Origin of the sequence: Micromonospora chokoriensis, assembly GCF_900091505.1 — a bacterium.
GTDB lineage: Bacteria > Actinomycetota > Actinomycetes > Mycobacteriales > Micromonosporaceae > Micromonospora > Micromonospora chokoriensis.
Genome location: NZ_LT607409.1, coordinates 4,248,127 through 4,269,396 on the forward strand (window position 1 = coordinate 4,248,127; position 21,270 = coordinate 4,269,396).

The 21,270-nt window shown below is 68.2% G+C and carries 21 protein-coding genes; 16 read left to right on the forward strand and 5 right to left on the reverse strand.

The window, feature by feature from the left end; genetic code table 11:
• Positions 1 to 36: 36 nt before the first annotated feature.
• The 5 genes from GA0070612_RS19555 (at position 37) to GA0070612_RS19575 (ending at position 8,130) form a co-directional block, all read left to right on the forward strand.
• Positions 37 to 1,104 (forward strand): NAD-dependent epimerase/dehydratase family protein, encoded by a 1,068-nt coding sequence (locus tag GA0070612_RS19555; protein WP_088989226.1) that lies wholly within the window; start codon positions 37 to 39, stop codon positions 1,102 to 1,104.
• Positions 1,105 to 1,214: 110 nt separating this feature from the next.
• Complete coding sequence (locus GA0070612_RS19560; protein WP_088991619.1) at positions 1,215 to 3,602, forward strand: galactose-binding domain-containing protein; 2,388 nt, start codon at positions 1,215 to 1,217, stop codon at positions 3,600 to 3,602.
• Between the two features lie 456 nt (positions 3,603 to 4,058).
• The gene (locus GA0070612_RS19565) at positions 4,059 to 5,177 is read left to right on the forward strand and encodes a hypothetical protein (RefSeq protein ID WP_088989227.1); all 1,119 of its coding nucleotides are present in this window, start codon (positions 4,059 to 4,061) and stop codon (positions 5,175 to 5,177) included.
• 487 nt (positions 5,178 to 5,664) lie between these two features.
• Positions 5,665 to 7,485, forward strand: coding sequence for a toll/interleukin-1 receptor domain-containing protein (locus tag GA0070612_RS19570; RefSeq protein ID WP_088989228.1), 1,821 nt, complete (start codon positions 5,665 to 5,667; stop codon positions 7,483 to 7,485).
• 90 nt (positions 7,486 to 7,575) lie between these two features.
• Positions 7,576 to 8,130: an HD domain-containing protein gene (locus tag GA0070612_RS19575; protein WP_088989229.1), complete on the forward strand. Its 555-nt coding sequence runs from the start codon at positions 7,576 to 7,578 to the stop codon at positions 8,128 to 8,130.
• Here GA0070612_RS19575 and GA0070612_RS19580 read toward each other — a convergent pair.
• Positions 8,118 to 8,588, reverse strand: coding sequence for an NUDIX domain-containing protein (locus GA0070612_RS19580; protein ID WP_088989230.1), 471 nt, complete (start codon positions 8,586 to 8,588; stop codon positions 8,118 to 8,120). The two genes, GA0070612_RS19575 and GA0070612_RS19580, sit on opposite strands and share 13 nt — an antisense overlap.
• A gap of 27 nt (positions 8,589 to 8,615) precedes the next feature.
• Complete coding sequence (locus GA0070612_RS19585) at positions 8,616 to 9,365, reverse strand: helix-turn-helix domain-containing protein (protein WP_167393649.1); 750 nt, start codon at positions 9,363 to 9,365, stop codon at positions 8,616 to 8,618.
• 206 nt (positions 9,366 to 9,571) lie between these two features.
• Here GA0070612_RS19585 and GA0070612_RS31905 point away from each other — a divergent pair, with 206 nt between their 5' ends.
• Both GA0070612_RS31905 and GA0070612_RS19590 read left to right on the forward strand, forming a co-directional pair.
• On the forward strand, positions 9,572 to 9,733 hold the full coding sequence (locus GA0070612_RS31905; RefSeq protein WP_167393650.1) for a hypothetical protein: 162 nt from the start codon (positions 9,572 to 9,574) through the stop codon (positions 9,731 to 9,733).
• Positions 9,720 to 10,973: a helix-turn-helix domain-containing protein gene (locus GA0070612_RS19590; RefSeq protein WP_088989231.1), complete on the forward strand. Its 1,254-nt coding sequence runs from the start codon at positions 9,720 to 9,722 to the stop codon at positions 10,971 to 10,973. The genes GA0070612_RS31905 and GA0070612_RS19590 overlap by 14 nt, the downstream gene beginning before the upstream one ends.
• 33 nt (positions 10,974 to 11,006) lie before the next feature.
• Here the strand turns inward: GA0070612_RS19590 and GA0070612_RS19595 are convergent, their stop codons facing one another.
• Positions 11,007 to 11,456 (reverse strand): hypothetical protein, encoded by a 450-nt coding sequence (locus GA0070612_RS19595; protein WP_088989232.1) that lies wholly within the window; start codon positions 11,454 to 11,456, stop codon positions 11,007 to 11,009.
• 147 nt (positions 11,457 to 11,603) lie between these two features.
• Between GA0070612_RS19595 and GA0070612_RS19600 the strand changes: the two genes are divergently transcribed.
• Positions 11,604 to 12,800 (forward strand): epoxide hydrolase family protein, encoded by a 1,197-nt coding sequence (locus GA0070612_RS19600; protein ID WP_088991621.1) that lies wholly within the window; start codon positions 11,604 to 11,606, stop codon positions 12,798 to 12,800.
• Positions 12,801 to 12,955: 155 nt separating this feature from the next.
• Positions 12,956 to 13,807 carry an alpha/beta fold hydrolase gene (locus GA0070612_RS19605; protein WP_088989233.1) on the forward strand — a complete coding sequence of 284 codons (852 nt, stop codon included), beginning with the start codon at positions 12,956 to 12,958 and terminating at the stop codon, positions 13,805 to 13,807.
• A 90-nt stretch (positions 13,808 to 13,897) separates the two neighbouring features.
• Here the strand turns inward: GA0070612_RS19605 and GA0070612_RS19610 are convergent, their stop codons facing one another.
• Positions 13,898 to 14,914, reverse strand: coding sequence for a methyltransferase (locus GA0070612_RS19610; RefSeq protein ID WP_088989234.1), 1,017 nt, complete (start codon positions 14,912 to 14,914; stop codon positions 13,898 to 13,900).
• 209 nt (positions 14,915 to 15,123) lie between these two features.
• Here GA0070612_RS19610 and GA0070612_RS19615 point away from each other — a divergent pair, with 209 nt between their 5' ends.
• Positions 15,124 to 16,026, forward strand: a complete 903-nt coding sequence (locus GA0070612_RS19615; protein ID WP_088988737.1) for an IS5 family transposase — start codon at positions 15,124 to 15,126, stop codon at positions 16,024 to 16,026.
• 8 nt (positions 16,027 to 16,034) lie between these two features.
• On the opposite strand, the gene GA0070612_RS19620 is transcribed toward GA0070612_RS19615, so the two are convergent.
• Positions 16,035 to 16,439 carry a hypothetical protein gene (locus tag GA0070612_RS19620; protein ID WP_088989235.1) on the reverse strand — a complete coding sequence of 135 codons (405 nt, stop codon included), beginning with the start codon at positions 16,437 to 16,439 and terminating at the stop codon, positions 16,035 to 16,037.
• A 319-nt stretch (positions 16,440 to 16,758) separates the two neighbouring features.
• On the opposite strand from GA0070612_RS19620, the gene GA0070612_RS19630 reads away from it, so the two are divergent.
• The 6 genes from GA0070612_RS19630 to GA0070612_RS19655 are packed head-to-tail and all read left to right on the forward strand — an operon-like array spanning position 16,759 to position 21,267.
• Positions 16,759 to 17,061 (forward strand): urease subunit gamma, encoded by a 303-nt coding sequence (locus tag GA0070612_RS19630; RefSeq protein WP_088989237.1) that lies wholly within the window; start codon positions 16,759 to 16,761, stop codon positions 17,059 to 17,061.
• Entirely contained in the window at positions 17,058 to 17,393 is a 336-nt protein-coding gene (locus GA0070612_RS19635; protein WP_088989238.1) for an urease subunit beta, read from the forward strand. Before GA0070612_RS19630 ends, GA0070612_RS19635 begins: the two co-directional genes overlap by 4 nt.
• The gene (locus GA0070612_RS19640) at positions 17,390 to 19,093 is read left to right on the forward strand and encodes an urease subunit alpha (RefSeq protein WP_088989239.1); all 1,704 of its coding nucleotides are present in this window, start codon (positions 17,390 to 17,392) and stop codon (positions 19,091 to 19,093) included. Before GA0070612_RS19635 ends, GA0070612_RS19640 begins: the two co-directional genes overlap by 4 nt.
• Positions 19,093 to 19,788, forward strand: coding sequence for an urease accessory protein UreF (locus tag GA0070612_RS19645; protein ID WP_088989240.1), 696 nt, complete (start codon positions 19,093 to 19,095; stop codon positions 19,786 to 19,788). The genes GA0070612_RS19640 and GA0070612_RS19645 overlap by 1 nt, the downstream gene beginning before the upstream one ends.
• A gap of 34 nt (positions 19,789 to 19,822) precedes the next feature.
• A complete protein-coding gene (gene ureG, locus GA0070612_RS19650) occupies positions 19,823 to 20,551 on the forward strand; it encodes an urease accessory protein UreG (RefSeq protein ID WP_197699455.1) in 729 nt (242 codons plus the stop codon).
• The gene (locus tag GA0070612_RS19655; RefSeq protein ID WP_088989241.1) at positions 20,551 to 21,267 is read left to right on the forward strand and encodes an urease accessory protein UreD; all 717 of its coding nucleotides are present in this window, start codon (positions 20,551 to 20,553) and stop codon (positions 21,265 to 21,267) included. Before ureG ends, GA0070612_RS19655 begins: the two co-directional genes overlap by 1 nt.
• Positions 21,268 to 21,270 lie beyond the last annotated feature (3 nt).

Here is a 21,270-nt window from a genome sequence, read left to right on the forward strand (position 1 = left end):
CGGGCCGACAGGCCCGTCGTTCCAAGGAGTTCCGACATGGACCAGCCAGTTACCGCCGTCGGCGTCGCGCCGTCGGCCGACCTGACGCCCCGGCGCGTCCTGGTCACGGGAGGCGCCGGCTTCATCGGCGGTCACGTGGTCGCCCGCCTGATGTTGATGGGCAGTCAGGTGCGGGTGCTCGACAACTTCTCCACGGGCCGGTTGGAGAACCTGGCCGACGCCGCGTACGGCGGGCTGACCGAGGCGGACGTCATCTCGGGCGACATCCGTACGCCCGAGGGGGTCGAGGTCATCCACCAGTGGCAGCCGGACGTCGTGGTCCACCTCGCCGCCCAGCCGAGCCTGCCCGCCGCCCGTCGCTCACCGCTGTACGACGCCGACGTGAACGTCTTCGGCACCGTCAACGTGCTGGACGCCTGCGTCCGCAGCGGCGTACGGCTGGTGATCAACGCCGCCAGCAGCGCCATCTTCGGCAGCGTTCCCGCCCACGACCTGCCGGTTCGCGAGGACCACCCGATCGCGCCGGCGAGCCCGTACGGCGTCAGCAAGGCCGCCGGCGTGCACTACCTCGAGTGGTACGGACGCCAGCACGGCCTGTCGTACACCTCGATGGTCTTCGGCAACGTCTACGGCCCGCGGCAGGAGGGCGGCGACTGCGGCGTCGTGTCCCTGATGGCCGATGCCCTGCTCGGGGGTCGGCAGGTGGTGATCTACGACGACGGCACCCAGACCCGGGACTTCATCCACGTCAGCGACGTCGCCGAGGCGGTGGCGGTGGCCTGTCACCACCCGGGGGCGGGGTTGGTCAACATCGCGTCCGGGCGGCAGACGAGCATCAACGAGGTGTTCGACACCGTCCGGGAGGCGTCCGGCGTCGGCAACGCGGCCCGGTACGAGCCGTTGCCCTGGCCGGGCGAGGTCCGCAACATGGCGCTGGACACCAGGAAGGCGCGGGAGCTGCTCGGGTGGCACCCGAAGCTGGGCTTCACCGAGGGCGTGCGGATGACGGTGCGCGACGCCCGCCGTCGCCAGGCGGGCGGTCAGCTCCTGTCTCCGGTGCGAGCCCTGGACCGGGCTACCGAGGCGCTGGCGGTTAACGCGTAATTCCTGTCACCTGACGCAGAATTTCATCGATCAGTCTGACTCTTGCGGGTCGGCATCCATTGCTGCCACGATGGCCGCCAATGCCTTCCGTCGAAGAAGGAGTGGTCGTCATGGCGGTCTCCCGCCGCAGGTTCGTCACGTCCGTGCTGGCGGGGTCCGCCCTCACCGCCGCCTCCAGCACCGAACTGCTCGTCACCACGTCCAGCCCCGCACACGCCGCCAGCCCTCCCGGGGACGTGGTCGGCAAGGTGACGGTCGGCTACCAGGGCTGGTTCAGCGCCCCCGGCGACTCCGCGCCGATCGGCGGCTGGTGGCACTGGAGCCGCGACAGGTTCCAGCCGCCGTCGCCCGCCAACACCACCATCGTGTCCTGGCCGGACATGCGGGAGTACACCCGCCCCTATCCCACCGCGTACCCCAACCTGGGCAACGGCCAACCGGCGACCCTGTTCTCCTCCTACGACCAGCAGACGGTCGACACCCACTTCCGGTGGATGCAGGAGTATGGCTGCGACACCGCGGCGCTGCAACGGTTCAACCCGACGGGCGACGAGGGCCCGACCCGCGACGCGATGACGCAGAAGGTGCGCTCCGCCGCCGAGCGCTACAACCGCAAGTTCTACATCATGTACGACGTCACCGACTGGTTGACGTTCCAGTCGGACATCAAGACCGACTGGACGACGAAGATGTCCGCGCACACCGCGTCCAGCGCGTACGCCCGGCAGAACGGCAAGCCGGTCGTCTGCATCTGGGGCTTCGGCTTCAGCGAGCCCAGCCGCCCCTTCACCCCGGGCCCCTGCCTGGAGGTCGTCAACTGGTTCAAGGCGCAGGGCTGCTACGTCATCGGTGGTGTCCCCACCTGGTGGCGGCAGGGCATCGAGGACTCCCGCCCCGGCTTCCTCGACGTCTACCACGCGTTCCACGCGATCTCCCCGTGGATGGTCTACCGGACCAACACGCTGGAGGGGCTCGACTCGTACTACCACAACGTCAACATCGGCGACATGGCCGACTGCGTGGCCCACGGCATCGACTACCTGCCCTGCGTCATGCCCGGCGACCTCGCCGGGGGCCACCGTCGGCACGGCGACTTCTACTGGCGGCACATCTACAACATGGTCCGGCTCGGCTCCCAGGGCCTGTACGTGTCCATGTTCGACGAGTACAACGAGGGCAACCAGATCGCCAAGACGTCCGAGACCCAGGCCACCACCCCGGCCGGCGCGAACATCCGCGCCCTGGACGAGGACGGCGTCGCCTGCTCCGCCGACTACTACCTGCGGATCACCGCCGACGGCAGCCGGATGCTCAAGGGCCAGCTCGCGCTCACGGCCGTCCGCCCCACCCCGCCGATGGTCGGCACCCCACCTCCGACCGGCGGCGACCTCGCGGCCGGCCGGCCCACCTCGGCCAGCAGCCAGAACGGCCCCTTCGTCGCGTCCAACGCGGTGGACTCCGACGCCGGCAGCTACTGGGAGAGCGGCGGTGGCGCGTTCCCGCACTGGTGGCAGGTCGACCTCGGCGCCAGCCAGCAGGTCGGCCGGCTCGTGGTGCGGCTCCCCGCCGGCTGGGGCGCGCGTACCCAGACCATCACCGTGCAGGGCAGCGCCGACGGCAGCTCCTTCTCGACCATCGCCGCGGCCTCCGCGTTCACCTTCGACCCGGCCACCGGCAACACCGTCAGCCGCACGCTGACGACCACCACAGCCCGCCACATCCGGCTCAGCATCGCCGGCAACACCGGCTGGCCGGCGGGCCAGCTCGCCGCGGTCGAGGTGTACGCCGGCAGCACCGTCCCGGACAACCCGCCGACCGCCCCGAGCGGCCTCACGGTGACCGGTCGCACGTCGAGCAGCGTGTCCCTGGCCTGGACGGGATCCACCGACGACACCGGAGTGACCGGTTACCAGGTACGCCAGGGCGGCACCGTCGTCGCCACCGTCACCGGCACCACGGCGACGGTGAGCGGGCTCAGCGCCTCTACCGCGTACACGTTCACGGTCACCGCCCGCGACGCCGCCGGCAACACCTCCAGCGCCTCCAACGCGGTCACCGTCACCACTGACGCCCCTGCCAACTCGGACCTCGCCCGGGGCCGACCCACGTCGGAGAGCAGCCACGTGCAGAGCTACGGGTCGGGCAACGTCGTCGACGGTGACCCGAACAGCTACTGGGAGAGCGCCAACAACGCGTTCCCGCAGTGGGTCCAGGTCGACCTGGGTGCGACGCGCACGGTCGGACGGGTGGTGCTGAAGCTGCCGCCGTCGTCGGCGTGGGGCGCTCGGACGCAGACTCTGTCCGTGCAGGGCAGCACGGACGGGGGGAGCTTCGGCACGCTGGTCGGCTCGGCGGGGCGGACGTTCGACCCGGCCAGCGGTAACCAGGTGACGCTGACGTTCAGCGCGGCGCAGGCGCGCTACCTCCGGATCACCGTCACCGGCAACACCGGCTGGCCGGCCGGGCAACTGTCGACACTGGAGGTCTACGCCAGCTGACCGGGGCGCGGGCGGCCGCCGGGGGAGCGGCGGCCGCCCATCCGAAGGGCAGCACACTCCGAGGGCCAGAACTCAAATTGGCTGGGAGTGTACTCCTGCCGCGACGAACATCGCCATGAAAGCCCCTTCGGGAATCCCGGATAGTTCCCTGCCTGCATCGAGAGGTAGGGATTCGAACTGCTGGCCCCTTGGCCCCCTGAGATCGGCGGCCCAGTCGGGTTCGATTCGCGCCGCTGATCGACGGTCCAACGGTGGTCATCGTGTGGTGTGGTCGGTTGCTGTACTTTGCTGCTGTACCTCGCGGCCTGCGGTCATACCCCAACGAACTGCGCATGCCCCGGCTGCCCTGATCCGATCCGAGCTACAGCTAGCCAGCAAGAGGCCTTGCCTCCAGCGCCAACCCGCCGACGCTACGGGGCTGCCCAAGAGATCAGCCAGGACACGGTACCGTGGCTCGTGCTTCCCAGCCTTCAGTTCAGCGAGTTTCACAAGTTCCTCGTGAGCGCTGGCGGCTTGTCTCTAGCCTCCGCCGTTGCGCTCCCCGTGCTGTTGCTGCGGTCTCAAAAAGCCGTCATGGTGACACAAAAACAGCTTGCCGATTTGAGCCCGGATTCCAGGTCTGCTGTCCTTGAGCAACAGGGGCAAGCTTTATGGGTGATCAACCATTGGCCCTACGCCTCGACAGTCCTCGCAGTGGTGGGCCTCCTCCTGATCCTCGTTGGCGGCACCGTATGGAAGAGGCGACAGGACCGCCTGAACGAGCGAGAATCCGCAGACCTGAAGTCAGTGGAGCTAGACCACGAAAAAACTAGACACGAAATTCGAGGTTTGATCCGCCAGAACAAGGAGGCCGACGAAGAGACGGTCGATGCGATCGACCAGTCTCCAGAAGCAGCAGAAATTGCTCCACCAGAGGACAGGCAGCAGGGCAGCGAGGCTGAGGAGGTGCCCAACCAGCGGCAGCCAACCAATACGGAAGCCCATACGATGTCGGGCGGCACTCGCGCAAACATCGAGGCGCTGCAGATCGTCAAAAAGAACGCGGGGACTAGAGAAATCCGCGGCATGGTCGCTTACATTCAAGCGCAGGAAGAAGCTTTGCTGTACTTGGAGCGTCTTTACGAGGGCAAGCTCGACTACGTCCGCGGCGTCCGGATCGGTCGAGATAGGGCAGACTTTATCGTCACCTCCGATACCGATGAAATGCCAAACTTGGCCGTAGATGTCGCCCCCCTCAGCGGCCTGAGCTCCACTGCCGTACGTAGGCGAGTCTCCCAGGCAATCGATTGGGCGCAGGGCGCAAGCTACGCGACTCAGAAGGAGTTCAGCGGGCCCTTCCGCCCGGTTATCTTCTTCATTTCGCCTGACCTGCAGAATTCAAGGCTTCGTAATGTCGCCTTTCAGGAAATCGAACGAGCATTGGATCGACGCGACTTGGCGGATGTAGTCCCACCCATGACGATCATCCTGGTTAGGTCTGATGGGTTCGACACGCTGCCTCTGGACAAGTCCCTGTTCACGGGTCCGACACCAACTTTCTTGCAGTGGACCGCCGCCTCGCAAACTGCCCTCTAATTCCTGTCTCGTAGATCTTGGTGGTCGGTGACGGGGCGTAGCCAGTCAAGGGTTTCGACCAGGTCGAGGATGGCCTGAAAGTGGGAGCCGAGCTTGTCGTAACGGGTGGCGAGGCCGCGCCAGTGTTTGCGTCGGTTGAAGCCCTGTTCGACCTGGTACCTCGTTCCAACAGTAGTACAGCGAGGATCTCGGACCGGGCAGGGAGTCGACGGTCGAGAGTCGGGCGCCTAGGAGCGGTCGTGCGGCCGACATGGACGATCCACGAGGCACTTCCGCGCCTACTTCTTCGCGAACTACGCGAAATCCGCAAATCGGCCGCCGGATGTACCGCGAAACTTGTCCGTAATGCCGGAGAGCACATGCCGGTTATGAAATGCTCAGGCGATGACCAGAACACCGAAGACCCTAGACCTCTGGCTGAACCTCAAGATCACAGACGGCATGGGTGCCCGGGATTCCAACGGCACCAAGCGCAAGGTGATTTAGAATGGAAATTCGGCGTTACCGCGAGGAACTCCGAAACTCCTTCGACGAGACTTTGCGGTCTCTGCGCATGCAGGCGGAAAACCTGAGTGGCCTTGGGGCAGGTCCTCAGCCGGAGGCGGGCATCCGGCTACGGCAAGCATTCCTGCGTTGGCACGACGACGTCGAACAGTTCTTGCTGACGCACGTGGAGAGTGCTCCCGAGCTTCCGATGTCTATGCGCTACCGAGCTCTGCTGGAGGATACTGTACCTGCGGACCAAATGTACCGTGTTATGAACGCTGAAAGGCAGCGCATCCTCATCCAGCTTTCAACGGTGGAACAGCAAGTAGCATCGCAGCTGGCTGAGCAGATCGGACCGCAGGATTCTACTGCGCCGCCCGCGGTGGTACACGCCGACGTGCCGCCGCTTGTTTTCATCAGCCACTCAAGTGAAGACAAGGCACGATTTGTGGTTCCGCTCGCCGAAAAGCTGCGGGCGAGCGGCGTGAACGCATGGCTCGACCGATGGGAGATGCTGCCTGGCGACAGCTTGGTGAATCGGATCTTCGAAGAGGGTATCGGCAGGGCGCGTGCCATTATTGCCGTTATCTCGAAGAATAGTTCGGCAAGCAAGTGGGTCCGCGAGGAACTTAGTGCCGCGACGATTCGCCGAATTGGTGGTACGTCGCGGCTCATCGTCGTTCGCCTCGACCAGGCCGACATGCCTCCGGCACTTCAGGGAATCGTATGGGAGGACATCGACCCCGAAGGCGAATGGGAAGCGGGGCTAGAGAGGGTGCTCCGGGCCATTTTCGAGGTGCCAGCAAGGCCTCCGCTGGGGCCGCCGCCCGCCTTCGTGAGGCAGGCGCTTGGCACTCCGTACAGCGAGAGTCCTGGGACTAGTGTTGATTTGGCCCAGGCCGCAGCCTCGACTGGCCCTACGATTTCGCAGGACTCCGCCCTTGCGATTGTTAAGCTCGGCATTTCTGACGACTCCTATAAGATCCGCATGGAAGAGGCAGTCAAAGGCCTGACTGATGCGACGATCTCAATGCTAAGTCGCGACAACTACCCTTGGTCAATGGAGCAGGTTGCCGAAGACAGAGTGCTGGAACTACTGCAAGAGCGCCTTGCTTCTTTTGATCATGACACCACGGAACTGGCCGCCACTTTGGCAACCGGGATCTACTTCGGCGCTGCCAAGCATGACAACATCTGGAGCCGCTCTATTAGCCGTGTCACCACAGCCATCTGGAACGACCATCCCTCCAGCTGGAACGGCTTCTGGGCTAATGCTGCCAGGTACCCCTCGCTGCGCCTTTTCTATGCCGCTGGGGTCGCAGCGGTAGCCTCTACGCGAGAGCACCTGATCGAAAAGATGATGGGGATGGGCCCCTTCGAAATTGTGGGACGAGAAGAGCAGGAGTTGTGGCAGGTTATATACCCTAACCTCGTAATTCGAGACGAGGAAATGAAACTTCTTCCAAAGTGGGAGGGCACCCGCTACTACCATTCACTGTCGAAGCACCTCCGCACTTCAACTTGTCACGCGTTCGATGAACTGCTTGATGATGCTGAATTTGCAAGAGCCTTCGAACGTTTTGAGTACCTTCGCAGCCTACTTGAGATAGACAAAAGTGGATACTCGGCCCTAGGTGAATACTCGTGGTACGTTGCCCACCGGCGGTCGAAGGTCCACGATCGGGTCCGAAAGGATATTGAGGCCGCAAGGCAGGACTGGCCTCTGGTTAAGGCGGGTGCATTCAAGGGCGACTATAATCAGGCGATTCGAGCCACTGAAATACTCTTTGAGCAGTTGAGTAGCAGAAGCTACTGGGCCTAGAACCGAGGTCGGGGTGGCCCCTGCTACCCAAAGCAAGTGCTACCCCAACCACTCCTTTCCATACTTCGCCTGCCCTCGTATGCTTATCGAGTGTTCACGTTGAGAGAACGAGCAGCGAGAGCCGCAGAGGAGCAACTTGCCGCAAGTCTCCCTCGGCGGTGGCGACATGTTCAGGGTGTCGCTGCCAAAGCGACCTTGATCCGTGCTTTCGTTGGAGAAGACGCTGAACTTCTGGTGGCTGCGGCTTGGCTCCACGACGTCGGCTACGCACCCGATGTCGTTGAAACCGGATTTCACTCCCTGGACGGTGCGCGATGGTTGCTGCGTTCTGGCTTCAGCATTCGTTTAGCTGCGCTGGTGGCCCATCATTCCTGCGCTTCATATGAGGCCAGCGAACGCGGCTTGGGCGACATTCTATCGGCTGAGTTCCCGTTTGAGGAATCTCCGACATCGGATGCGCTCTGGTTCGCGGACATGACGTCCGGCCCAGACGGCCAGGACCTAACCGTCGAGGAACGCCTAATCGAGATCCGTGAACGCTATGGCCCGGAGGATTTGGTGACACGGTTTTGGCTGAGGGCGGAGGCGTCGCTGCTGGCGGCCGTTAATCGGACCCAATCCCGGTTGAGGGCTCACCCGATGTAGGGAGCACTGAACGGCTCAAAACCATGATCAATGCGTAGCCGCATCGAAGGATGGATTGGGAGGCCATCCAACTCATCCCGTCGCGTCCATCGCACAGCCGACGACTCGTCGCTGATTCGCGGCTTTCCTGCGATGTACCGACCCCGGAAGCAGATCGAGAACTGCTGCCGTACCTCACCGTTGCTGTACTCCATCACGTGGCTCGGGTTGGTGTAGATGCCGACCACGCCAGTCACCTCGACCTCGACGCCGGTCTCCTCGCGCGTCTCCCGCATCGCCGTCTCGGAGATGTACTCGCCGAAGTCCTGGGCGCCGCCGGGCAGCGCCCAGAGGCCGTTGTCGGTCCGCTGGATGAGCAACACCCGCCCCTGCTCGTCCTGGACGAAGGCGGTCACAGCTACGACGATGCTGTTCGGCTTTGGGGCATTCGGGTTGTTGAAGTGGTCGATCCGGGCCATGACTCTAGCCTCTCAGCGGCGGGCGGCTCAGTGTTCAGGCCAGACGGCTCGCTTCTTGCCGAGGACTCGGTTGAAGCTGGCGACGTAGCTGTCGAACAGGTCGCCGCCACCGAGGCGGCGCAGGTGCAGCACTGGCGCGTACGCGGCCGGCGTGCCGTAGAGGTGGGTGTTGACCAGCATCTCGTCATCGAAGCGGTAGATGGAGTTGTAGAGGATCGTGTCGTGGTAGTAGATCCCGACGTTGTCCAAGTCCCGTAGGTCCTTGTAGAACGCCAACGCGTTCAGAATCTTGTTGGACATCGCTGGGCCGATGCCCTCGGCGTCCCCCCGCTCGGCGATGTGCTCGCCGTCCGGGTCGCCGAATAGCAACTCCACCTGCGCCCCGGCCAACGCCTTCTCGCGGAGCGTCGCGATCCAGCGGTGGTTGAACTCGGGCAGGAACAGTCCTCCGTAGACCAGGACGCCGACCTGTCGGGTGGCCTGCTCCAGGAGTCGCTGCCAGAGGTCGGTGGGAACCGCTCCGCGGCGAGGGTAGATGTGGACGAGTTCCGACTGGCTGATCTGCACGGCTCGCTGCGTCGGAAGCGCGTCCGGCCAGAGGTACGACTCACTCTCGTTCAGCAAGTCGGCAATGGTGTGGCGATAGCGCGGGTACGGGTTGCGGGTCTGCGTCACCCACCGCTCGACAGTCTTCGGGTCGACACCGAGCTTTTCGGCCAGCGCCGATGCCGTCAGACCGTTCTTGAGCATGCCGTTGCGAAGACGGTCGTTCGGCATCGCGTCTCCTGCTCAGTGGCTTGGGGGACGGCATGGGGACGAATCAGCCTAGCAAGGATGTCCCCAGTCGTCCGTGACTCGCGGTGAAGTTGTCACTACCAATCGGCGGAGCCTGGTTCCGCAGGAGAGGTCATCCAGACAGGACGCGAGAGCCCTCGCCGAAGCTCGGCGAGTCCAAGCGTCGGCACCGGCTGACGGAGGTGGGCATGCAAAACGACGGGTCGACGAACAAGCTTGAGCAGTCCGAGGCGGCCGAGCGGGAGGCTGCCAAACAGCGCCTCCTCGCCCAGGCCGAGTCGGAGCGCGTACCGGTAGAGGAGACGACCCGTGCGGTCCCGGACCGGCGGTGGCGGCGTGAGCAGCGATGACATCCCGATCGGCCGGCGGGTGGCGAGTTGGCGGGTGCGGCGGTCGATGACGCAGCAGATGCTCGCGGACCGGCTGCGGAGGTCGAAGAGTTGGGTGGACAAGGTGGAGCGGGGTGTGCGCGCCCTGGACCGGTACTCGGTGATTCAGGAGCTGGCTCACGTGCTGCGGGTCGACCCGGAGGTGCTGCTTGGCCAGCAGTCCAGCACCCCGGCGGGCGCGCCGGATGGGGTGGACGGCATCCGGGCCGCGCTCGCCCGCTACGACATCCCGCCTGCTCCGAAGCAGACGACGGACGAGCTGAGAAGGCAGGCCGGGTACGCCTGGCTGAGCTATCAGCACGCGCACTACGGGCAGTTGGCGCGAGTCCTTCCGGGCCTGCTCGACGCCGCCCAGGGCGTGCGGTCGGCGGAGATGTTGGTGCAGGCGTACCGAATCACCTCGTCGTTGCTGGTGAAGCTCGGCGAGGCCGACCTAGCCTGGTTGGCCGCCGATCGGGCGATGTCCGCCGCCAGCGACGACCCGATCCTGGCCGCATCGGCGACCATCTCAGTAGCCCAGGCGCTCCGCGCGTCAAACCGCAACCGCCCAGCCCTAACCGCGACCCTAAGGGCGGCGAACCGCATCCTCCCGGCCCTCTCCCACTCGGCTGATCATGAGGTTGGCGGGCTTCGTGGAGATCAAATCGCCCGTCAACCTCATGATCAACGAGGCGAGGGTGAGGACGCGTCCTGGCGACAGCGACCGTTGGGGGAGTGGGCGGTGGGTGGGACGTTGCTGGTGCAGGCCGCTCTCGCCGCCGCTGGCTGCGGTGAGCACCGTCGGGCGGACGCGCTGATCGACAGGGCGGCAGGCGTCGCCGCCAGCCTGAGGGGGTACGACGATCCGCACCGCACCAGCTTCGGCGCAACCGCCGTCGAGTTGGCCCGTGTTCTGGTGGCCGGGCAGCGGGGTGACGCCGTCGAGGCGCTGCGACGGCACTCGACGATCGTGCGACGGGAGGGGTGGCGGCGGTTGCCGGCCCAGTATCGGGGTGCGTACCTGGTCGACGTCGCGCGGGCGTACCTCCAGGTGGGTGACCTGCCCGGGGCTGCTCGCGCGCTTGTGGACGCGGACAGTGTCGCGCCGGGTGAGGTTCGGTGCCGGCCGTTGGCGCGTACCGTGATCGCCGATGTCGCCCGCGTGCAGCCGGCGCCGGCCGGCGTGGCGCGACTGGCCACGGTGGTCGGCCTCACCCGCTGACGGACGAGCGCCGGCGCAGATCGTAGCCGGATGTCAGTGCTCCCAGAGGTTTTCCGAGCGGAAGTACCTGGCGGTGAAGGTCTCTTCCAGGGAGCCGGTGTCCGTCTCGGCTGTCCACCAGCCTGGCCATACGTCGACGCCGGAGGGTGCGCTGATGGCCGTCAGGACGGCGGAGCACAGGTGGCAGCGCCGGGGCGCCGAGTCCCGGAACCGCCCGCCGCAGTCGCAGGGCCGCAGCCGTGCCTCAAGTGCCGCCATCAGCGTCGAGTAGGCGTCGTCCCGGGACGGCAGCGCGTCCGCGATGGTCGTACACGTGCTGTCGTAGTAGCTGATGTCCACCCGCATCGGGCAGCTGTCGCAGTAGAGGAAGTAGCAGTCCAGAAGCGGCGAGTGGTCGAGGCGGTAGAGCCGTTCGTGGCACTCCGGACAGGTGATGTCCTCACCGTTCAGCCAGTTGTCGTCGACGTCGTCCACCTGGTCCATCGGTTGATCATTTCATGGGTCCGACGCCGTGGCGCGTCGGCGATTCGCGTTTCGGCCCGGACGGCGCCGGTCCGCTGTGAGACTGGGCGAGTGCCGGCACCGTCGACGCGTCGGCGCTGTCCGACTCGACGTGACGAGGTGGGGAAGATGTCCAACAACAACGAGGTTCGTCCCTTCCGGCTCGACACACCGGAGGACACGATCGCCGACCTGCGTCGCCGGATCGCCGCCACCCGCTGGCCCACCCGCGAGTTGGTCACCGATCGCTCCCAGGGGGTGCAGCTGGCGACGATCCAGGAGCTGGCCCGCTACTGGCTGGCCGACTACGACTGGCGCGCGTGCGAGACGAAGCTGAACTCGCTGCCGCAGTACACGACGACCATCGACGGCGTCGAGATTCACTTCATCCACGTACGGTCGCCGCACGAGGACGCCCTGCCGCTGATCATGACGCACGGCTGGCCGGGTTCCGTCGTCGAGCTGCTCGGGGTCGTCGGCCCACTGACCGACCCGACAGCGCACGGCGGCGCCCCCGAGGACGCGTTCCACCTGGTGCTGCCGTCGTTGCCGGGCTACGGGTTCTCCGGTGAGCCGACCGAGCCTGGGTGGAGCTCCGCGCGGATGGCACAGGCGTGGGCGAAACTCATGGACCGCCTCGGTTACCCGAGCTACGTCGCGCAGGGCGGCGACGTCGGCGCCGCCGTCACGGACGCCATGGGGCGTCAAGCACCCGAGGGGCTGCTCGGCATCCACGTCAACCTGCTCGCCGGGGCGATCGGCATCAAGGACCGGCTGCCGGCAGACTCCGAGCAGGAGCGCGCCGCGCTCGACGCGCTCAAGTTGTTCTCGATGGACGGGTTCGGCTACTTCCTGGAGCAGTCCACCCGGCCGCAGACGATCGGCTATTCCCTGCTGGACTCACCCGTCGGGTTGGCGGCCTGGATGCTCGACCACGACACGGACAGCTACTACAAGATCTCCCGCGCGTTCCTCGACGACGACCCTGCCGGCGGTCTCACCCGGGACAGCGTCCTCGACAACATCACGTTGTACTGGTTGACGGGCACCGGCGCTTCGTCCGCCCGTTGGTACTGGGAGCAAGGACGGTTTCAGGCCGCTGCCCAGGCAGCCGGTCAGGCCCCGCCGCCGGTCACGGTTCCGGTCGGCTTCACCACCTTTCCCGGCGAGATCTGGGCTGCTCCGCGTAGCTGGGCCGAGGCGGTCTACCCCGGCATCGCGTACTTCAACGAGGCTGATCGCGGCGGGCACTTCGCGGCCTGGGAGGAGCCGGACCTCTTCTCCGCGGAGGTGCGGGCCGCGTTCCGGCCGCTGCGGAAATCCTGACGACCTCACCCGCTGACGGACGGATGCCGACGCCCGTCGTCGGTGGTGGGGTGGGTGGTCGAGCGCTTCGTGGGACCTCCGGTAGCCCGCATATCCGCCGACCCGACGGGAAAGCGCTGACGTCCGACAGCCCGAGACCGGAGCAGGAGTCAAACATGCCTTTCATCACCGTGGGGACGGAAAACTCCGCGCCCATCGACCTGTACTACGAGGACCACGGTTCCGGTAAGCCGGTGGTGTTGATCCACGGCTTCCCGTTCAACGGCGCGACCTGGGAGAAGGTGACCACCCAGTTGCTCAACGCCGGATACCGGACGATCACCTACGATCGGCGCGGTTTCGGTAACTCCGCCCAGCCGACGTTCGGGTACGACTACAACACGTTCGCGGCGGACCTGGACGTGCTGATGACCGAGCTGGACCTCAACGAGGTGACCCTGATCGGTCACTCGATGGGCACCGGTGAGGTGATTCGGTACCTGGGCAACTACGGCTCGCAGCGAGTGAGCCGGGCCGTGGTGCTGAGCCCGCTGCAACCGATGCTGGCCAAGGCGAAGGACAACCCGGAGGGTGTCGACACGAGCCTGTTCAAGGGTTTCCAGGACGCCATCATCAAGGACCGGTTCGCCTACCTGACCCAGTTCTGCGACGCGTTCTTCAACTACAGCGAGAACAAGGGCAAGCTGGTCAGCGAGGAGGCGTACCGGGCGCACTGGCAGATCGGCGCCATGGCCTCCGGCAAGGCCACCCACGACAGCGTGGACGCCTGGCAGGAGGACTTCCGCCCCGACCTGCCGAAGATCAACATTCCGGTGCTGATCGTGCAGGGCGACAAGGACAACGTGCTGCCCTTCCCGGTGACCGGCCAGCGGCTCGGGCCGATGATGCCGACCGGTCAGCTCATCACGCTCAAGGGCGCGCCGCACGGTCTGCCGTGGACCAACGCCGACGAGGTCAACAAGGCCATCATGGACTTCATGAAGCAGCCGGCCAAGGCTCGCGCCTGACCCGTACCGGTAGCCGATCGGACATCGGCGTCGTGACGGCGCCGCGACACCCGGCCCACGGTTCGCACCGGGGCCGGGTGTCGTCCTCGGTCAGGCCCGGCGGGCCACCACCGCACCGTTGGCGCCGGGCGCGTCGAACGGCACCCTCCGTACGTCGACGAAGCCGGCGTCGGTGAGCCAGGTGGCGTACTCGGCGCCCGAGTAGTTCCGGCCGCCCTCGGTCTCGACCAGCATGTTCATGCCCATCAGGGCCGCCTCCGGTGGCCCGGTGCGCTCGTCGTTGAGCAGCAGCTCGCAGACGACGATCGCCCCGCCCGACGGCAGCGCCGCGTGGCAGCGGGCCAACAACGCCCGGTTCGTCGGCTCGTCCCAGTCGTGCAGGATCATGCTGAGCAGGATGACGTCGTGCCCGTCCGGCAGCGCCGGGTCGGCGAGGAAGTCACCGGCCACCGCGTCGATCCGCCCGGTCAGGCCGGCCTCCGCGATCCGCTCCCGGGCCCGTACGCACACGTGCGGCAGGTCCAGGACGGTGGCCCGCAGGTCGGGCAGTCGGCGGCAGAACTCGATCGGGAACGCGCCGGCCCCGCCGCCGACGTCGAGCAGCCGGCGGTGCGCCGAGAAGTCGTACGCGTCGGCCAGCGCGCTGGCGGTGAAGCTGGACGTGGAGAACATCGCGTCCCAGAACTGCGCCAGCATCTCCGGGTCGGCGGTGTCGAACATCGACTGCTGGGCCTCCGGGTCCCAGGTCAACGGCCGATCCGTGCGCAGCGCCTCGCCGATGCGGTGCCAGGGTAGGTAGGTGCGCAGGTCCGAGTAGCGCACCTGCGCACCGAAGTAGTAGGGGCGGCCCTCGACCAGGAACTGCTCGGCCAGCTCGGAGTTGCGGTAGCCGTCGCCGGCCTTCTCCAACAGGCCGAGCGACGCGCTGGCGGCCAGCAGCAGGTCCGCGGGCCGGTCGGGCAGACCGAACTCGGCGGAGGCTTCCTCGACGGTCATCGTCCGCCCGCCGGCCAACCTCGTGAACAGGCCCAGTTCGACGGCGACCGCGAGGGTCTTGAACCCCCACACACCGGCCACCAGGCGCATCAGGGGAGTCGGAGAGATCATGCGGTCATCAGATCACGATTCACCTCCGTCCACGATGGTCGATCACGCCCGCAGCACTGTGACCAGCCCGTCGGCCGGCGGCTTGAGCTAGCCCGTGTTTCGTAAGTGGGCGTGGGCCGGGTGAGGTCACGGCGTGGCGGTGATCGATAACTGAAGAGGTCTCCGGTAAGTGGGTTAGCGACCAAGCAAACCTGAATACCGGAGACCTCGTGGCCAGCCTAGCGGCGGCGGCGCGGCATGACCTGAGCGACATCCAGTGGCAGCATCTGCACCCGTTGCTGCCTGCGGAATCGGCGCGGGGAAGACCGTGCAAGTGGACCAGACGACAGATCATCGACGGCATACGGTGGCGGGTACGCACCGGTGCGCCATGGCGTGACGTGCCCGAGAACTACGCCCCATGGCAAACGCTGTACCGGTGGTTCCGCCGCTGGCAACGTGACGGCACCTGGGCCCGCATCCTGGCCGGGCTCCAAGCCGCCGCCGACACGGCCGGGCGCATCGACTGGAGCGTCAGCGTCGACTCCACGATCAGCCGCGCCCACCAACACGCCGCTGGCGCCCGCCGTGACGGCGACCAGCAGAAAGAACCACCCGGCGGGATCCTCACCGAGCCTGCCGATCACGCGCTGGGCCGCTCGCGAGGCGGATGGAGCACCAAGACTCACCTTGCCTGCGAACAGGGCCGCAAGGTCTTGGCCACCGTCGTCACGGCCGGGCATCGCGGTGACAGCCCGCAATTCACCACGGTCCTCGACCGTATCCGCGTTACCCGGTCCGGGCCCGGTCGGCCCCGGACCCGCCCGCAACAGGTCCTCGCAGACCGGGCCTACACGTCCAGGGCCAACCGCGCCTACCTGCGCCGACGCGGAATCAAGGCCTGCATCCCGAGCAAGCGCGACCAAGACGCACACCGCCGCGCGAAAGGCTCCCGCGGCGGCCGGCCACCCGCCTTCAACCCTGAGACCTACCGCCAGCGCCACGCCGTGGAGTGCGGCATCAACCAACTCAAACAACACCGCGCCATGGCCACCCGCTACGACAAACTGGCCGTCCGCTACGAAGCCACCCTGACCATCGCCGCCATCAACCAGTACCTCCGAGCCTTATGAAACACGGGCTAGGCGGCTCGGCCGGCCGGGCGTCGGCCGACTCGCCGTGCGGCGAGGCTCACCGCCGTGCTGCCGGCCGCCGTCCCGACCAGCACCAGCACCGCCCCGACGGCCCACAGGCCGCTGTCGTCGGTGGACGCCGCCTGCCACGTCCAGGCCGCCGTGAAGGCGACGGTCATCACCGGCACCACCAGCCACGGGCTGAGCCGTCTACCGGCGAGCGCGGCCAGCAGGACGAGCGTCAGCACACAGCCGATCACCTGCCACGCCTCGTACGGGCCGCTCGTCGCACCGGTCTCCGCGTCGACCGTGTGCCCGTTGTCCCAGCCCAGCCAGAGCAGCCAGGCCCCGACCGTGGCCGCCGCCAGGAACAGGACACCGAGCAGTGCGCGCGTACCCCTCGTCGCCGTCATCGGACGATCATGCCCGGCCCGGCGGGGAAGCGGAATGAGCACCGGTACCCAGACGCGGCGGCGATTCGGGCCGGACTGTTGCCCCGGCCGGTGGTGATCCTCTACGGTCGGCTCAGCGGTGGGCGGTGCGGTCCGCATCCGACCGGACACCGCCGGTTGCCCGTCGTGCGGGCCGGGATGGTGGAGTCCCGGGTCGCCCCGTCGGCGGGAGACTCGGCGGTCGTGTGACCCCAGCTCGTACCCCGGGCAATGCTGCCCGGCGCGGCCCCCTGCGGGCCGACGGCGAGCCGGGCACGCCGATCCCACCGGGAGAAGCCCCGTGTTCCTCAGCCCGCACGAGCAGGACCGCCTGCTCGTCCACGTGGCGGCCGATGTCGCCCGCGCCCGCCGCGAACGCGGCCTGCGCCTCAACTACCCCGAAGCCGTCGCGATCATCACCGCGTTCCTGCTCGAAGGGGCCCGCGACGGCCGGTCCGTGGTCGACCTGATGGCGGCCGGCCGGACCGTGCTCGGCCGCGACGACGTCCAGGACGGCATCCCCGAGCTGCTGAGGGAGGTGCAGGTGGAGGCGACGTTCCCGGACGGCACCAAGCTGGTGACGGTGCACCACCCGATCCCGTGATCCCGGGGGAGATCCTGCCGGCGGCCGACCCGGTCGAGATCAACGCGGGCCGGCCGGTGACCACACTGCTCGTGGTCAACACCGCCGACCGGCCGGTGCAGGTGGGCTCGCACTACCACTTCGCCGAGGCCAACCCCGCGTTGTCGTTCGATCGGGACGCCGCCTGGGGGCAGCGGCTCGCCGTGCCGGCGGGCACCTCGGTCCGGTTCGAGCCGGGCATCAGCCGCAGTGTCGAGCTCGTCCCGTTCGGCGGGGCGCGCGTCGTGCCGGGGCTGCGCGGCGAGTGCGCCGGCCCGTTGGACCGGTCACCGGCCGACGGATCGTCGCGGTGAGCGCCGTGCGGCGCGACCGCTACATCGACCTGTACGGGCCAACGACCGGCGACCGGATCCGCCTGGCCGACACCAACCTGCTGATCGAGGTGGAGACCGACCACTGCGTCGGCGGTGACGAGGCGGTCTTCGGCGGCGGGAAGGTGATCCGCGAGTCGATGGGCCAGTCCCGCGCGACCCGCGCCGAGGGGGCGCTGGACACCGTCATCACCGGCGCCGTGGTGCTCGACCACTGGGGCGTGGTCAAGGCCGACGTGGGTCTGCGCGACGGACGGGTCGTGGCGCTCGGCCGGGCCGGCAACCCGGACACCATGCCCGGTGTCCACCCCGACCTGGTGATCGGCCCGTCGACCGAGGTGATCGCCGGCAACGGCCGGATCCTCACCGCCGGCGCGGTGGACACCCACGTGCACTTCATCTGCCCGCAGATCGTCACCGAGGCCCTCGCCAGTGGCATCACCACACTCGTCGGCGGCGGCACCGGGCCGGCCGAGGGGACGCGGGCGACCACCGTCACGCCGAACGGCTGGCACCTGGCCCGGATGCACGAGGCGCTGGACACGATGCCGGTCAACGTGCTGCTGCTCGGCAAGGGCAACACCGTCTCGGAAGAGGCGCTGTGGGAGCAGCTGCGGGCCGGCGCGGGCGGTTTCAAGCTGCACGAGGACTGGGGCACCACGCCGGCGGCGATCGACGCCTGCCTACGGGTGGCGGACGCGTCCGGGGTGCAGGTGTCGATCCACACCGACACCCTCAACGAGGCCGGTTTCGTCGCCGACACCCTGCGGGCTATCGGCGGCCGGGCCATCCACTCGTACCACACCGAGGGGGCCGGCGGCGGGCACGCGCCGGACATCATCACGGTCGCCGGCGAGCCGAACGTGTTGCCCTCGTCGACCAACCCGACCCGGCCGTACACCGCGAACACGCTCGCCGAGCACCTGGACATGCTGATGGTCTGCCACCACCTCAACCCGTCCGTGCCGGAGGACCTGGCCTTCGCCGAGAGCCGGATCCGGCCGTCCACCATGGCCGCCGAGGACCTGCTGCACGACCTCGGCGCGATCTCCATCATCGGCTCGGACGCGCAGGCGATGGGCCGGGTCGGCGAGGTGATCCTGCGGACCTGGCAGAGCGCGCACGTGATGAAGGACCGGGTGGGCGCGCTGCCCGGCGACGGCGCCGCCGACAACCACCGGGCCCGGAGGTACGTGGCGAAGTACACCATCTGCGCGGCCATGGCGAACGGGCTGGACCGGGAGATCGGCTCGGTCGAGCCGGGCAAACTCGCCGATCTGGTGCTGTGGGATCCGGCGTTCTTCGGCGTACGACCACACCTGGTGCTCAAGGGCGGCATGATCGCGTACGCCCAGATGGGTGACGCGAACGCCTCGATCCCCACGCCGCAGCCGATGCTGCCCCGGCCGATGTTCGGGGCGTACGGTGCCGCGGCGGCGGCCACCAGCCTGGCGTTCGTGGCGCCGGCGGCACTGGACGCGGGGCTGCGCCTGGACGTCCGACGCCGGGTCGTGCCGGTCAACGACGTGCGCTCGCGGGGCAAGGCCGACCTGCCGGAGAACAACGCCATGCCGCGCATCGAGGTCGAGCCGGACACCTTCACCGTACGGATCGACGGTGTGGTGGTGGAGCCGGACCCGGTGACCCGGCTCCCGATGGCCCAGCGGTACTTCCTGTTCTGATGGCGACGCCGAGCCTGCTGTTGCTGGTGGCCGACGGGCGCTTCCCGGCCGGGGCGCACGCGCACTCCGGAGGTCTGGAAGCGGCCGTCGCCGCCGGCCGCGTCACCGACCTGGCGACGCTGGAGCAGTTCCTGGCCGGTCGGTTGGCCACCGCGGGGCTGGTCGGTGCGGCGTTCGCCGCCGCCGCGCACCGCGCCGCCGTGGCCGGAAGCGCCGAGGCCTGCCGGTCGAGCGTGTTGGCCCAGCTCGACGCGGAGCTGGACGCGCGTACCGCCGCACCGACCCTGCGGGAGGTCTCCCGCCGGCAGGGTCGGGCGTTGCTGCGCGCCGGCCGGACCATCTGGCCGGACGCACCGTTCGGAGACCTGCCCGCGACACCGTGCGGCGTGCACCAACCGTTGGTGCTCGGGCTGCTCTGCGCCGCGGCCGGGCTGTCCCGCCTCGACAGCGCCACGATCGCCGCCTACGGGGCGGTGACCGGGGCGGCCAGCGCCGGCGTACGTCTGCTCGGCCTCGACCCGTACCGGGTCCAGGCCCTGCTGGTCGCCCTGGCCGACGCCTGCGACGGCACCGCTGCCGACGCGGCGCGGGCCGCCGACGGTCCACCGGAGCGGCTGCCGGCCGCCGCCGCTCCACTCGCCGACATCCATGCCGAAATCCATGCCACCTGGGAGGTGCGTCTCTTTGCGTCCTGACACCGCTGTGCCCACCGCCGAGTCGACCACACTGCTGTCGACCGCCGCGCCGCACGACGAGACCGTTCCACACACCCATCCCGAGCCGGGGGTGGATCCGCACCCGCCGCTGTCGCGTCCGGGCCGTGCCCTGCGGGTCGGCATCGGCGGCCCGGTCGGGTCCGGCAAGACGGCCCTGGTGGCCGCGCTCTGCCGTGCCTTCGCCGACGAGTTGCGGCTCGGGGTGGTGACCAACGACATCTACACCACCGAGGACGCCGACTTCCTCCGACGGGCCGGAGTGCTGGACCCGGCGCGCATCCGCGCGGTGGAGACCGGTTGCTGCCCGCACACGGCGATCCGTGACGACATCGGCGCGAACCTGGACGCCGTCGACGAACTGGCCGAGGCGGTCGGCCCGTTGGACCTGGTCCTGGTGGAGAGCGGCGGCGACAACCTCACCGCTACCTTCAGCCGGGGGCTCGTCGACCGGCAGATCTTCGTGGTGGACGTGGCCGGGGGCGACAAGGTGCCCCGCAAGGGCGGCCCGGGCGTCACCGCCGCCGACCTCCTCGTCATCAACAAGACCGATCTGGCGCCGCTGGTGGGCGCCGACCTCGCCGTCATGGACCGGGACGCGCGGGCGCGGCGCGGCGACCTGCCGACCGTCTTCCTGTCCATCGTGGGCGACCCGACGGCGAGCAGCGTCGCCGACTGGATCCGGCACGAGGTGGCCCACCACGCCGCCCCGCACCCGCTCGTCGCGCCGGCGCAGTCGCTCTGATGCGTGCGCTCGCCCGGCTGGTCGCCCGGGCCGACGGCCGGGGCGGCACGACACTGGTCGAGCTGCGCGGCGAGACGCCGCTCCTGCTGCGTCAGACCCCCGCCGACGGTGGTGTCGCCACGGTGCACCTCGTCGGCGGGGCGGCCGGCCCGCTCGCCGGCGACGATCTGCGGCTGGAGATCGAGGTGGGCCCGGGCGCCGCGGTGCGGGTGCACACCGTCGCCGCGGCGATCGCCCTGCCGGGCCGGCCGGGCGCGGTGTCCCGGATGACGGTACGGGCGGTGGTGCACGCCGGAGCCACCCTGCACTGGCTTCCCGAGCAACTGGTCGCGGCGGCCGGCTGCGCGCACCTCGCCGAATCCCGGGTCGATCTGGCCGCGGGGTCGCGCCTGCGGTGGCGCGACGAGCTGGTCTGCGGCCGGTACGGCGAGTCGCCCGGCGGGGCGGTCGTGCACACGCAGGTCGACTACGCGGATCGGCCGCTGCTGCGTCAGTCCCTCGCGGTGGGGCCGCATGCGCCTGGCTGGGCCGGCCCCGCGGTGCTCGGTGGGGCGCCGGCCACCGGTTCGTTGCTGGTGGTCGACGAATCGCGACCCGTCGAGCCGGCGGCGGTGGACGGGACCGTCGCCCGACTGCCGCTGGCCGGCGGACCGGCGACCCTCTGGACCGCCACAGCCCCGGACGCGCACACCCTGCGCGCCCACCTCAGCCCGTAGGGA